This is a genomic window from Virgisporangium aliadipatigenens, from assembly GCF_016863615.1.
In the GTDB taxonomy this organism is placed as follows: Bacteria; Actinomycetota; Actinomycetes; order Mycobacteriales; family Micromonosporaceae; genus Virgisporangium; species Virgisporangium aliadipatigenens.
In genome coordinates, this window is the sequence record NZ_BOPF01000044.1 from 28661 (window position 1) to 42303 (window position 13643).

Annotated in this window: 9 protein-coding genes; 7 read left to right on the forward strand and 2 right to left on the reverse strand. The window is 73.2% G+C overall.

Features of this window, described 5'->3' with window-relative positions; translation table 11 throughout:
- Positions 1 to 606 precede the first annotated feature (606 nt).
- Together Val02_RS39900 and Val02_RS39905 are read left to right on the forward strand one after the other, a co-directional pair.
- Entirely contained in the window at positions 607 to 2580 is a 1974-nt protein-coding gene (locus tag Val02_RS39900; RefSeq protein ID WP_373318023.1) for a serine/threonine-protein kinase, read from the forward strand.
- A gap of 10 nt (positions 2581 to 2590) precedes the next feature.
- Complete coding sequence (locus Val02_RS39905) at positions 2591 to 4210, forward strand: phospho-sugar mutase (protein WP_203904532.1); 1620 nt, start codon at positions 2591 to 2593, stop codon at positions 4208 to 4210.
- Positions 4211 to 4382: 172 nt separating this feature from the next.
- On the opposite strand, the gene upp is transcribed toward Val02_RS39905, so the two are convergent.
- Positions 4383 to 5021: a uracil phosphoribosyltransferase gene (upp, locus tag Val02_RS39910; protein WP_203904533.1), complete on the reverse strand. Its 639-nt coding sequence runs from the start codon at positions 5019 to 5021 to the stop codon at positions 4383 to 4385.
- A gap of 40 nt (positions 5022 to 5061) precedes the next feature.
- Between upp and deoC the strand changes: the two genes are divergently transcribed.
- The 5 genes from deoC to Val02_RS39935 all read left to right on the forward strand — a co-directional run bounded on the left by deoC (position 5062) and on the right by Val02_RS39935 (position 12923).
- Positions 5062 to 5976: a deoxyribose-phosphate aldolase gene (deoC, locus tag Val02_RS39915; RefSeq protein ID WP_203904534.1), complete on the forward strand. Its 915-nt coding sequence runs from the start codon at positions 5062 to 5064 to the stop codon at positions 5974 to 5976.
- Positions 5977 to 5979: 3 nt separating this feature from the next.
- Complete coding sequence (locus tag Val02_RS39920; RefSeq protein WP_203904535.1) at positions 5980 to 7413, forward strand: aldehyde dehydrogenase family protein; 1434 nt, start codon at positions 5980 to 5982, stop codon at positions 7411 to 7413.
- Positions 7406 to 8245 (forward strand): aldehyde dehydrogenase family protein, encoded by an 840-nt coding sequence (locus Val02_RS39925; RefSeq protein ID WP_203904536.1) that lies wholly within the window; start codon positions 7406 to 7408, stop codon positions 8243 to 8245. The genes Val02_RS39920 and Val02_RS39925 overlap by 8 nt, the downstream gene beginning before the upstream one ends.
- 65 nt (positions 8246 to 8310) lie before the next feature.
- Positions 8311 to 10035, forward strand: a complete 1725-nt coding sequence (locus Val02_RS39930) for a SatS C-terminal domain-containing protein (protein ID WP_203904537.1) — start codon at positions 8311 to 8313, stop codon at positions 10033 to 10035.
- Positions 10036 to 10313: 278 nt separating this feature from the next.
- A complete protein-coding gene (locus tag Val02_RS39935; RefSeq protein ID WP_203904538.1) occupies positions 10314 to 12923 on the forward strand; it encodes a transposase in 2610 nt (869 codons plus the stop codon).
- Positions 12924 to 13054: 131 nt separating this feature from the next.
- On the opposite strand, the gene Val02_RS39940 is transcribed toward Val02_RS39935, so the two are convergent.
- Positions 13055 to 13642 (reverse strand): GTP-binding protein, encoded by a 588-nt coding sequence (locus Val02_RS39940; RefSeq protein WP_203904539.1) that lies wholly within the window; start codon positions 13640 to 13642, stop codon positions 13055 to 13057.
- Position 13643 lies beyond the last annotated feature (1 nt).

A 13643-nucleotide genomic window follows, 5' to 3' on the forward strand; every position in this document is an offset into this window, starting at 1 on the left:
GCGGCGCAGGGTCCCCGGGCGTCCGGAGCCACGGTTCCGTCGCAGTCGCACGGCGCGTCGCAGTCCCCGGCCGCCCCGCGCTGGCCCGGGATCGCCGTCGCCGGCGACAGCACCAACCACGGCGAGTCGGTGGCGCCGCGCGGCTCGACCTTCCGCCGCAGCCGAGCGGCGTCCGACGACCCGGTCTCGCCGGCCGCCGGCGACCAGCCGTCGGCCCTCTCCGCGCACGCCGGCCGGGAGCCCGGGCACCTCGGCCCGCCGCCCTCCGCGGGCCCCTTCGGCCCGCCGCCCTCCTCCGGCGGGCCGGCCGGCGCGGCACCCTCCTCCGGCGGGCCCTACGGCTCGCCCCCGCCCTCGTCCGGCGGGCCGTTCGGCGCGGCGCTCTCGTCCGGCGGGCCGTTCGGATCGCCCGCGCCCGCCCCGCGCAGCGGTTCGTCGAGCGGGGCACACGCCTCGCGCGGCGCCGAGCCGCCGCTGCCGTCCGCCCCGGTCCGGGCCGAGACGCCGCCGCCGCACACGCCCCGCGTGCCGACCCAGGGTCAGGGCAATCCGCAGCGGACCGCGCCGGGCACGGTCGTCGGCGGCCGTTACACGCTGCGGACCGCCATCGGGCACGGCGGCATGGGCACCGTCTGGCGGGCCTCCGACACCGTGCTGCGCCGCGACGTGGCCGTGAAGGAGGTCCTGCTCCCGCCGGGGCTCGCCCCGAGCGATCGCGACGCGATGTACCAGCGCACCCTGCGTGAGGCGCGTGCGGCCGCGGCCCTTTCCCATCCCGCGGTCGTTCAGGTATATGACGTGGTCACCGACGGTGGTCGTCCATGGATTGTCATGGAACTGCTCCAGTCGCGTTCCCTCGCCGAAATGATCGTGGAGGACGGCCCGCTGGCGCCCCGCGCGGTCGCCAAGATCGGCATCGCGCTGCTCGGCGCCCTGGAGGTGGCGCACGCGGCGGGCGTCCTGCACCGCGACGTCAAGCCGGCCAACGTGCTGATCAGCGCCGACGGCCGATGCGTGCTCACCGACTTCGGCGTCGCCCGGATGCCCACCGACGCCGAGCTCACCACCCCCGGCATGGTGCTCGGCTCGCCGCACTTCATCTCCCCCGAACGCGCCGTCGGTGCGGCGTTCGGGCCGCCGAGCGACCTGTTCTCGCTTGGCGTGACGCTGTACACCGCCGTCGAGGGGCGGCCGCCGTTCGACAAGGCGGACCCGTTCGAGACGATGCGGGCCGTCGTCGAGGAGTCGCCCGCGCCCGCCATGCGCGCCGGTGCGCTGGCCGGCGTGCTGTACGGCCTCCTCGAGAAGGACCCGCGCCGCCGGTGGGAGGTCGAGACCGCCCGTTCGGTGCTGCGCGACCTGCTCACCGGGCCGCTGGCCAGCAACGTCACGACCCACTACACCGACCCGTACGCGGTGGTGCCGCCGCGGCCGTTCACGCCGCCGACCGCGCCGGAGCCGCCGCCGCGCCAGATCGGCGGGCGGGCCATGCTCGCACCGGGCGAGACGGTCAGCGGTGCGCTGCGCCGGCTCAGCCAGGAGCGCAACCCCAACGCCGAGACCCAGCCGGTCGCCGACACCGCCGCGCCGCGGGTGCCGTCGGCGCCGCCGCTCGTGACCTCCACGCCGCCGCGGATGCCCCCGCCGCCGCGCCGTTCGGCCGACCAGACCGGGCAGATGTCAGCCGCCGACCTGGCCGCCGACGACACCGGGGTCGGCGCGCCGGCGGTGTCGGCGTTCCAGGTGGACGCGATCCCGATCGGCGCCCCGCCGCCCGGTGCGGCCACCGGCCGGCCGCAGGATCCCCGCGCGCCGCAGCAGCCGCCCGGCCGCCACGCCCGGCGACACGCCGCCGCGCAGCAGGAGTCCAGCGGGATGGCCGGTTACGCGCGGACCGCCGCGACCGCCGTGGCGCAGACCGCGGGCGTCGTGGCCACCAAGGCCGGGCCGCACGCGAGCCGTGGCCTCCGGGCCGCCAGGACAGCGCCGCGCTGGGCGCAGATCACCGCCGTCGTGCTGGCCGTCCTGCTTCTCGGCGGCGCCGTGTGGGCCATCGCCGGCCTCGGCGGCGACGACGACCAGAAGGGTGGCGTGGTCGCCTCGACCAAGCCGCCGTCCACCGGCCCCACGCTGGCCGTGCAGGAGTACAAGGACAGCCGCGGCTTCGCGTTGAACGTGCCGGCCACCTGGACGAAGAAGGCCTCCAACGGCAGCTTCGTCGACTACGTGGACGGCGCCAACGAGAATCGCAAGATCCGCATCAACGTCGAGGACTCGAAGGGCACCCCGAAGTCGTTCGCCGAGGTCGCCGAGAACGGGCTGAAGAGCAAGCCGGCGAGCTGCATCACGCCGTACAACCGGGTGTCCCTGCAGGACAGCAACCTCACCCTGGGCGGGCAGCCCGCCGCACAGCTGGAGTACACCTGCGGCGCCGGAGCCGAGATGCGGCACGGCGTCTGGCGCTTCACCGTGCAGAACGGCAAGGCGTACCACGTCTTCCTGACCGTGCCGGACGCGGAGTTCGCGGCGAGCATGGCGATCTTCGACGAGGTGGTCCGCTCCTACCGGTTCGGCGCGTAGGTTTCCCCGCATGACCGACGGGCTTGTCGAAGAGGCGTTGCGCTGGATCGAGGACGATCCGGACGAGGCCGACCGGGCCGAGCTGCGCGCCGTTCTGGACGGGTTGCCGGGCACACGCGCCGAGCTGGCGGAGCGGTTCGCGGGGCCGCTGACGTTCGGGACCGCCGGGCTGCGGGGTCCGCTGCGCGCCGGCCCCAACGGCATGAACCTCGCCGTGGTGCGCGCCGCCGCCGCCGGACTCGTCGCCTGGCTGGCCGCACGGGACGCGCAGGGGCCGCTGGTCATCGGGTACGACGCCCGGCGGGGCTCGAAGGCGTTCGCGGAGGAGACGGCGCGCGTGGCGACCGGGGCCGGACGGCCGGCGCTGGTGCTGCCGCGCCCACTGCCGACGCCGGTCCTGGCGCACCTCGTCCGCCGCCTCGGCGCAGCCGCCGGTGTGGTCGTCACGGCCAGCCACAACCCGCCCGAGGACAACGGCTACAAGGTGTACCTGGCCGACGGGGCACAGCTCGTACCGCCGGCCGACCGGGAGATCGAGGCGGCCATCCGGGCCGTCGGTCCACTGTCGACAGTCCCGTTGGGACACTCCGGCGAGGTACTGCCCGAGTCGGCTATCGAGTCCTATGTGGACAGTGCGGTGGCCGCGATCCCGGCCGGCGGGCCGCGCGGGCTGACCGTGGCGTACACGCCGCTGCACGGGGTCGGCGCGCCGGTGCTCTCCGCCGTGCTCGAACGGGCCGGGTTCGCCGCGCCGCTCAGCGTCGCCGAGCAGGTGAAGCCCGATGCGGCGTTCCCGACGGTGTCGTTCCCCAATCCGGAGGAGCCGGGGGCGATGGATCGCGTTCTCGCGCTCGCGGCGGCGAACGGCGCGGACATCGCGCTCGCGAACGACCCCGACGCGGACCGGTGCGCGGTCGCCGTGCCCGGGCCGTCCGGCTGGCGGATGCTGCGCGGCGACGAGGTGGGCGTGCTGCTCGCCGACCACCTGATGCGGCGCGGGGTCACCGGCCGCTACGCCACCACGATCGTCTCGTCGTCGATGCTGCGCGCCATGTGCGCGGCGCGGGGCGTGCCGTACGGGGAGACGCTGACCGGCTTCAAGTGGATCGTGCGCGCCGGTGACGACCTGGCGTTCGGCTACGAAGAGGCGCTCGGCTACTGCGTCGCCCCGGAGCACGTGCGCGACAAGGACGGCATCACCGCCGCGCTGACCGTCTGCGAACTGGCCGCCGGCCTGAAGGCGCAGGGGCGCACGCTGCTCGACCGGCTGGACGAGCTGGCGCGGGAGTTCGGGGTGTACGCCACGGACCAGCTGTCGGTGCGGGTCACCGACCTGTCCGAGATCGCGCGGGCGATGGAGACGGTGCGCCGCCGGCCCCCGGTGTCCATGTTGGACGAACCGGTGTCCGATGTGGAGGACCTGCTGCCCGACGCGGACGTGCTGATCCTGCGGGCGGACGGGATCCGCGTCGTGGTGCGCCCGTCCGGCACCGAGCCCAAGCTCAAGGCCTACCTGGAGGTCGTGGAACCCGCGGGCGACGACCTCGCGGCGGCCCGCGAGCGCGCGGCGGCCGGCGTGGCCGCGCTCCGCGCCGAGGTGGCCGCGTCGCTCGGCCTCATCCGCCCGTAAGTACTGGGGCGATACGCAGGTCAAGCGGCGCTCATAACCTGCGTACGGCCCCGGTACTTGGGGACGCGGGCCCGGCAGCGGAGTGGTCGAGCACGCGAAGCGGCTCGGCCCGGAGCGGTGCGGCCCGGGAGGCAGCGGTCGTGCCCCCGACGGGCCCGCGTCGATGAAGGCTCTACTCCGCGAAGCGGGGCATGCCGCCGAACTGGCGGTCGCCGGCGTCGCCCAGCCCCGGCACGATGAACGCGCGATCGTTGAGCCGCTCGTCGATCGACGCCGTGACCAGGCGCATCGGCAGGCCCGAATCGCGAAGGCGCTGCACGCCCTCCGGCGCGGCCAGCACACAGATCACCGTGACGTCCGTGCAGCCCCGGTCGACCAGCAGCCGCACGCAGTGCTCCAGCGACCCGCCGGTGGCGAGCATCGGGTCGAGCACCAGCACCGGCTTGCCGCTGAGGTCGGCCGGCAGCGACTCCAGGTAGGCGCGCGGCGCGAACGTCTCCTCGTCCCGCGCCAGCCCCACGAACCCCATGGACGACTCCGGCAGCAGCGCCAACGCCGCGTCGGCCATGCCCAGCCCCGCCCGCAGAACGGGCACCAGCAGCGGCGGGTTGCCGATCCGCGCACCCGTCGTCGGGGCCACCGGCGTCTCCACCGCGAACTCCTCCACCGGGAAGGCCCGCGCCGCCTCGTACACGAGCATGGTGGTCAGCTCGTGCAGGGCCGCGCGGAACGACGCGGAGTCGGTGCGCGAGTCGCGCATGTCGGTCAGTCGCGACCGGACCAGAGGGTGCTCAACCACGAGTACGTCCACGGCGCTCAACCTAGCGGATCGTCTGCGTAGACTCGGCCGCATGACCGCTGTCATCCAGCCCACCGACCTCAGGGCATACCTGCACGGCCTGCCGGGGGTCGACAAGGTGGGCGCGGAGCAGCGGGCCGCGATGCTCGGCACCCGTTCCATCAAGACGACCTCGAAGCGCGCGGCCCTGGACCTCGCGATCCGCATGGTGGACCTGACCACGCTGGAGGGGGCGGACACGCCCGGCAAGGTCCGGGCGCTCTGCGCGAAGGCGCGGCACCCGGGCGGCGACGCCCCGGCGGTCGCGGCGGTCTGCGTGTACCCCTCGATGGTGCCGGTGGCCGCCGAGGCGCTCAGGGGCAGCGGGATCCACGTGGCGAGCGTGGCGACGGCGTTCCCGTCGGGGCAGGCGCCGCTTCCGATCAAGCTCGCCGACACCCGCGCGGCCGTGCGCGACGGCGCCGACGAGATCGACATGGTGATCAACCGCGGGGCGTTCCTGAGCGGCCGCTACGACCAGGTCTTCGAGGAGATCGTGGCGGTCAAGGAGGCCTGCGGCGAGGCCCACCTCAAGGTCATCCTGGAGACCGGCGAGCTGGCCACCTACGACAACGTGCGGCGCGCCTCCTGGCTGGCGATGCTCGCCGGCGGCGACTTCATCAAGACCTCCACCGGCAAGGTGCAGCCGGCCGCCACCCCGGCCGTGACGCTGGTCATGCTGGAGGCCGTGCGCGATTTCCGGGCCGCGACCGGCCGGATCGTCGGGGTCAAGCCGGCCGGCGGCATCCGCACCGCCAAGGACGCGATCAAGTACCTGGTGCTGGTCGCCGAGACCGCCGGGGAGACCTGGCTGGACCCGGACCTGTTCCGGTTCGGCGCCTCCACGCTGCTCAACGACCTGCTGCTGCAGCGGACCAAAATGGCCACCGGCCGGTACTCCGGCCCCGACTACGTGACGCTGGACTGAGGCATGTCGTTCTTCGAGTACGCGCCCGCCCCGGAGTCCCGGTCCATTGTGGACATCCGGTCCTCCTACGGTCTGTTCATCGACGGGTCCTTTGTGGACAGTGTCGACGGGAAGACGTTCAAGTCGGTCAACCCGGCCACCGAGGAGCAGCTCGCCGAGGTGGTCGAAGGCTCCCCCGCCGACGTGGACGCGGCGGTCGCGGCCGCGCGGCGCGCGTTCGACACGGTGTGGGGGCCGATGTCGGGGGCCGACAGGTCCAAGTACCTGTTCCGGATCGCGCGCCTGATTCAAGAGCGTTCGAGGGAACTGGCGGTGCTCGAGTCCCTCGACAACGGCAAGCCGATCCGGGAGGCCCGCGACGTCGACCTGCCGTTGGTGGCGGCGCACTTCTTCTACTACGCCGGCTGGGCGGACAAACTTTCGCACGCCGGCTTCGGATCGGATCCGCGGCCGCTTGGCGTGGCCGCACAGGTCATCCCGTGGAACTTCCCGCTGCTCATGCTCGCCTGGAAGATCGCCCCGGCGCTGGCCTGCGGCAACACCGTCGTGCTCAAGCCCGCGGAGACGACGCCGCTGACCGCGCTGCTGTTCGCCGAGATCTGCCAGCAGGCCGACCTGCCCCCGGGCGTGGTCAACATCGTCACCGGCGCCGGCGAGACGGGTCGCGCGCTCGTGGAGCACCCGGGCGTGGACAAGGTGGCGTTCACCGGCTCGACCGAGGTCGGGCGGGCGATCGCACGCTCCGTCGCCGGCACCCGCAAGCGCCTCACCCTCGAACTGGGCGGCAAGGCGGCCAACATCGTGTTCGACGACGCCCCGATCGACCAGGCCGTCGAGGGGATCGTCAACGGCATCTTCTTCAACCAGGGGCACGTGTGCTGCGCCGGTTCGCGGCTGCTGGTGCAGGAGTCGGTGCAGGATTCCTTCTTGGACGCGCTGAAGCGGCGGATGTCGCTGCTGCGCGTCGGTGACCCCCTGGACAAGAACACCGACGTCGGCGCGATCAACTCCGCCGCGCAGCTCGCCCGGATCAGGGAACTCTCCGCCGTCGGCGAGGAGGAGGGGGCTTCGCGCTGGTCGCCGGCGTGCGAGCTGCCCGACCGGGGGTTCTGGTTCGCGCCGACGCTCTTCACCGGGGTGTCGCAGGCGCACCGGATCGCGCGCGAGGAGATCTTCGGGCCGGTGCTGTCGGTGCTGACGTTCCGGACGCCGGACGAGGCCGTCGAGAAGGCGAACAACACGCCGTACGGGCTGTCGGCCGGCATCTGGACCGAGAAGGGCTCCCGCATCCTCGCCGTCGCCGACCGGCTGCGCGCCGGTGTGGTGTGGGCGAACACGTTCAACAAGTTCGACCCGACGTCGCCGTTCGGCGGGTACAAGGAGTCGGGCTACGGGCGCGAGGGCGGCCGTCACGGGTTGGAGGCGTACCTTGCCTGAGCGTCTCGCCGTCCGCAAGACGTACAAGCTGTTCATCGGGGGCGCGTTCCCGCGAAGCGAATCGGGGAGGTCGTATCCCGTGTCGTCGCCTTCCGGCGAGACCGTCAACGCATCCCTGGCCTCGCGCAAGGACGCGCGGGACGCGGTGCGCGCGGCGCGTTCGGCGTTCCCGAAATGGGCCGGGGCGACCGCGTACAACCGTGGGCAGATCCTGTACCGGATCGCGGAGATGATCGAGGGCCGGCGTGAACAGTTCATCGCCGAGACCCGGGACGCGGCCGGCGTCGACGCCGCGATCGACCGCTGGGTCTGGTACGCCGGCTGGGCCGACAAGATCGCCCAGGTGCACGGCGGCGCCAACCCCGTCGCGGGCCCCTACTTCAACCTCTCCGCACCCGAGCCCACCGGCGTCGTGGCCGTCGTGGCGCCGCCCGACTCGCCGCTGCTCGGCCTCGTGAGCGTCGTCGCGCCGGCGATCGTCACCGGCAACACCGTCGTGGTGCTGGCGGCCGAGGACCACCCGTTGCCCGCGATCACGCTGGCCGAGGTGCTGGCCACCTCCGACCTGCCGGCCGGCGTCGTGAACATCCTCACCGGCCGCCCCGCCGAGACGGCGCCGTGGCTCGCCGCGCACATGGACGTCAACGGACTGGACCTGACCGGCGCGACCGACCCGGAGCTGGCGACGGCCTGGGAACGCGACGCCGCCGAGAACCTGAAGCGCGTCCTGCGCCCCTCCCCCGACGCGATCGACTGGTCCGCGGATCCGGGAACCGGGCGCATGACCACCTTCCTCGAGACAAAGACCGTCTGGCACCCCAAGGGGGTGTAAGCGGACTCACCCGGCGCGCACTAGGGTGGTGCACGCCTTGAACGCAGTCATAACCGGAGGTCGACGTGGCCCGCCAGCGGTCCGGATCGAGCAGCTCCCGCAATCCGCGGGGACCACGGGGGTCGCGACCGGCCTCCACCCGCCCGGCGGCGAAGTCGACGGCGGCACGGCCACCGGCCGACGCGCCGGAGACGGACGCACCCGACATCGACGCCCCCGAGGCGGTGACCGGGACCGATACGGCCGCTGCCGCGCCCGGCGCCGACGCGGCCGGGATCGAGGAGCCGTCGGCGCCCGACTCACCGGCGACGCCGGCCTCGTCGTCGACGCCCGCAGGGAAGTCGACGCCGGCCGCCAAGGCCACGCCGGCCACGAAGCGCACGCCCGCCGCGAAGAGCACGCCGGCGGCGAAGGCCACCCCCGCTTCGAAGAGCGCGCCCGCCCGGTCGGCGGCGGCGAAGAGCACACCCGCGGCTTCCGCCAAGGCCACGCCCGCCGCCAAGGCCACGCCCGCCAAGGGCACCCCGGCGGCCAAGGCCGCACCGGTGACGGTGACTCCGGACCCGGCAGTGGTGGACGCCGATGACGTTGCCGAGGCCACGGACGTGACGGAGACGCCGGCGCTCACCAAGCCCGCCGCCACCGCCGCGACCAAGCCCGCTCTCACGAAGCCGTCGGACGACGAGGACGACGACATCGAGGCCGCGGCCGACCTCGACGAGGACGACGTCGACGAGGCGGACGAGGACATCGAGGCCGAGTACGACGAGGACGACGAAGAGGAAGACGACGACGAGGAGCCGGAGGCCACCACGGCCGAACGCTCCGAGGCGACCGCCGCCTTCTGGTCGGAGATGCGCATCGCGCCCGTCGAGATCGCGCTGCCGAAGGGCCCCGGGTTCACGCTGCGCGCCTACCGCATGTCGGACGAGCTCGCTCCCGTCGAGGTCGTCGAGGAGGAGGACGAGTTCGCCGCTCTCCGCCACGACGACGAGGTGGACGAGGAGGAGTTCGACCTCGACGAGTTGGACCTCGGCGTCGAGCAGGTCGTGGAGGAGGAGGACGAGCCGCGCGCCCGTTCCGGCAAGCGGTCGCGCGACGACGACGAGGACGATGACGACCTCGACGAGGACGACGACCTCGACGCGGAGGCGGACGACGAGGACGACATCGACGCCGAGGCGGACGATGACGACGAGGAAGACGACGAGGACGAGGACGAGGACTCCGACGACGTCGACGCCGAAGCGGCCGACGAGGAGGAGGACGACGATGACGATGACGACGAGGAGAAGGAGCCGGCCGAAGAGGTTCCGGTGTTCCTCGGTCGTGGCGGCCGGCTCTACCTGTTCAGCACCGCGCAGGGGCTGGTCGACTTCGTCAAGTCCTCGGACGATCACGAGCTCGCGCAGCTCGACACCTGGGCGGAGCTGCGGGAACGGATCACCGTAGAGGACGTCGTCCCGGACCCGGAGGACCGCTACGAGCTCGACCTCGTCGTGGAGAACCTGCGCGGCGGCTCCGACGCCCTCGACTACGAACTGATCATCCAGGCGGGCGAGGCGGCGCGTGACCTCGGGTACGCGCTACGGTTGCAGGCTGTGGTGACGGCGTTGTCACCCGGCTCTCCGCTCGACGACATCGACGAGGCGGTGCGTACGGCCGACGGCGGCGGGGTAAGGGGTTTCCTGGCCCGCCGGAAGCTGCGGAAAATCGTGACAGATCAGACGGCACTCGGATGGCGCACGATTATTGGCAAGATCTCCGGGGCTACGGACTGGCGCGACTGACGATCAGCAGGGAGCATCGGTCCGGTGAACGTTGTGCGACCCTGTTCATCGGACCGAGTGACCCGGCCGGTCGAGCGGGTCGCACGGTAGGGCCCGCCAGAGGGGACAACCGTTCGGGCGGACCGGTATTGGGCCGGAACGGGTGATCGCTTTCGGTCTGACAACCGTGAATAGTGGCTGCTAACCGGCCTCACAGCAGCGAAGGATCGAAAAGGCGGAGGGACACGCCGACACGGTCTGCACGCTCACGACACCTGTCCCGGGAGGAGGACGACGCGGTGACGCTCGTTCGGGTCTATTGCGGACTGGCGTCTGCGGAAAGCGCCGTCGTCACCACTGACGTGCAGGCATGGCTGACGGTGGCGGTGGTCGACGACTCGGGCCGCCTCGTGGACATCTGCGAGATCAGTGACGACCCAGGGGGGTACGCCGAGCTGTGCGCTCTCTTCGCACAGCGTGGTGCCGGTTCAGGCGGTGTTGCCATCGCCACACAGGGTAACGATCATGTCGTCACCAAGTTGCTGGCCGCGGCCGGCAGGTACCTCTCGTTGAGCGACGAGTCCTCTGTGGACGATTACGCGGAACGCTTCGCCGACGACGAGTCTCCCGAGGAGATGCGCTCCGGCAGGGCCGAACGTCGCGCGGTCGGACTGGCCCGCGCGTTGCAGGCCGGCGTTCTGTCCGCCGTGCCGCAGGCGCCGCCCGGCGAGCTGCTGTCGTTGAAGCCGCTGCTCGCCGCGCACGACGCCGTCGTGACCGGACGGCGTTCGGCGGCGGGGACGCTGCGCGACGTCCTGCGGGAGCTGTACCCCGCGGCGCTGCGCGCCTACGCCGACCCGGCCGAGCCGGTGCCGCTGGCGGTGCTCGACGCGCTGCCGGAGCCCGGTCAGCTGGCCGCCGGCCGCACCCAGGAAACTCACATCGTCGCCCAGCTGGTCGAGGCCGGTGTCGCCGAACGGGCGACCGTCGCGGAGGCGGTCACCGCCCTGCGGGTGGCGATCTCGGAAACTCCCCGCCGGGCCGGTATGACCCGCGCCATGACGTCCGCCGTCGCGGAGTCGGTGCGCCAGACGGTCGCCTCCGTGCGGGCCTGCGACGCCGCCGCCGAGTCCATGGTCGAGGTCATCGCCGACCGGATGGCCGAAGCCGCCGTTCCGGGCGGGGACGAGCTGCCCGGGCCGACGCCGCTGCGCGTGGTGCAGGACGACGACCGCCAGTCGGGCGGCCGACGCCGCAGCGCCGCCTCGGCGGCCTCGCTCGTGCCGCCGGCCGATCACCCCGCGGAGCGCGGTGCGACGTTCGGTGGGCTCCGCACGGGCGAGCAGCGCACCGTGCCGGCTCCCGCCGCGGGCTTCGCCTCGCGCACCGGTGAGCACCGGACCGTTCCGGCCCAGCCGGCCGCCGGTTTCGCGTCGCGTACCGGTGAGCAGCGCACCGTCCCGGCAGCCGGGTTCGGACCCCGCACCGGTGAGCAGCGCACCGTCCCGGCGCCCGGATTCGGGCCTCGGACCGGTGAGCACCGGACCGTTCCGGCGCAGCCGGCCGCGCGTTCCGCGCCGACCGTGATCCCGTCGTCGAGCCGCCGCCCGCAGGGCCGGCCCGACCTCGACCAGCCCGCCGCCGCGGCCGTTCCGGCGCAGAGCCCGCCGGTCGAGCCGCCGTCGCCGCTGGAGCAGGCCGTGCGCCGCGCCACCGGGGCGACCGGCCCGCGTTCCGGGGTCGAGATGCCCGGGCCGCTGCCGACCCGTGGGCAGACCGCACCGCCGTCGGTCAGCGCCGAGTACCCGATGGTGGGGCACCTTCCGCCGGCCGGGCAGCTGCCGCCGGCGTCCGCTCCGCAGTCCGGGCCGCGGCGTCCCCCGTTCACCCGGGCGGAGCCGACCCTTTACACCACCGGCGAGTACAGCCGGCTGGCGGCGTCGTTCGACCGGGAGTCCGGCGACTCGACCAACGGTGGCGGGTCCGCCCCGGCACCGCGCCAGTCGCCCGAGGCGACCCGGGCCGCGATGCCGCCGGCGCCGATCATGCCCGTCGAGCCGCCGCAGCTGTCGCCCGAGGTGCCGGCTCCCGGTTCGCGGTCGACGTGGCCCAACACCGCCGACGGCACCCAGCCCGAGGTCGAGCCGGAGCCGGTGCGCAACGGCGTGACGGATGTACCGCGGCTGGTCGACCTGCCCCGGCAGCGTGAGGGTCGGATCGTGCCGCCGTGGCAGTCCGACGACCTGCCCGCCGAGCCGCCGACGTTGCGCCTCGTGGAGCCCGCTCCGCTGGCCGACCCGGCGCTCAGTTCGCTGCCGCAGGACTCCCGGCTCGACCCGCCGGCGCTGCGCCTGGTGGAGCCGGACCCGCCGCCCATGCGCGCCACCAACGGCAGCCGGAGCGCCGGCCTCGACCCGCTCGGTGACGCACCGGTGGACCTCAGCGCCGCGGACGACGACCTGCTGATCTTCTCGCAGTGCCGCTCGGCGTGGTTCACGGATCCGACCGAGGAAAACGACGCCGCCGAGGACGAACTCGACTGGGGCACCGCCGCCGACCTCGGTTGGCAGGCGGCACGACAGGCCGACCGGCCGGCCGTGGGCGCCGAGACGGGTGCCGGGCTGCCGAAGCGTGTGCCGCAGGAGAACCTGGTGCCCGGTTCGGCCATCCCGCCGCCGGAACGCCCGCTGCGCATCGTGCGCGACGCGGCCTCCATCGCGGCACACACCAGCGGCTACTTCAGCGGGTACCGGCGGGGCCAGGAGGTCGGCGGGTTCTCCGTCGGCGGCCGCCCCGGACGGGAGTCCTCGACGGGTTGGGACTTCGCCCGCGAGGCGTCCAACAGCCAGCAGTTCACCGCCAACGGTGGGCAGCAGGAGGAGTACGAGTACCGCTCCGCGCGCCGCTAGTCGTCAGTACGCGAAGAGGCCGCACCCACACCGGGTGCGGCCTCTTTCGTGTCCGCCCAGGGGTGCCGCACGATCAGAGGGCACCGAAAAGCCCGCCACGATCGCCGTGGCGGGCTTTTGAAGGCTCAGTCCTAGACCCGTTCGGGGGAGCGCGTCCGACGCATCGTGAGGACGTACTCGACGAGCGAGATCAGCACCTGCTTCGTCGACTCGCGGGTACGCGCGTCGCACGGCACGACCGGAACGTCGCTGGAGATCGCCAGCGCTTCCCGGACGTCGTCGGCGTTGTGGTACTGAACGCCGTCGAAGCAGTCGATCGCCACCAGGTACGGGAGGCGACGGTGCTCGAAGAAGTCGATGGCCGCGAAGCAGTCCGCCAACCGGCGGGTGTCGACCATGACCACGGCACCGATGGCACCGCGCACGAGCTCGTCCCACATGAACCAGAACCGCGTCTGACCCGGCGTACCGAACAGGTACAGGATCAGGTCCCGGTCGATGCTGATCCGGCCGAAGTCCATCGCGACCGTGGTCGTGAGCTTGCCGGGCACCTGCCGGGTGTCGTCCACCCCCACGCCGGCCGAGGTCATGACGGCCTCGGTTGTCAGCGGGGTGATCTCCGAGACCGAGCCCACCAGCGTCGTCTTGCCGACACCAAATCCGCCGGCAATAACGATCTTGGCTGATGTGACCCGCCCGGAGGCGGGGCGTGGCGTCATG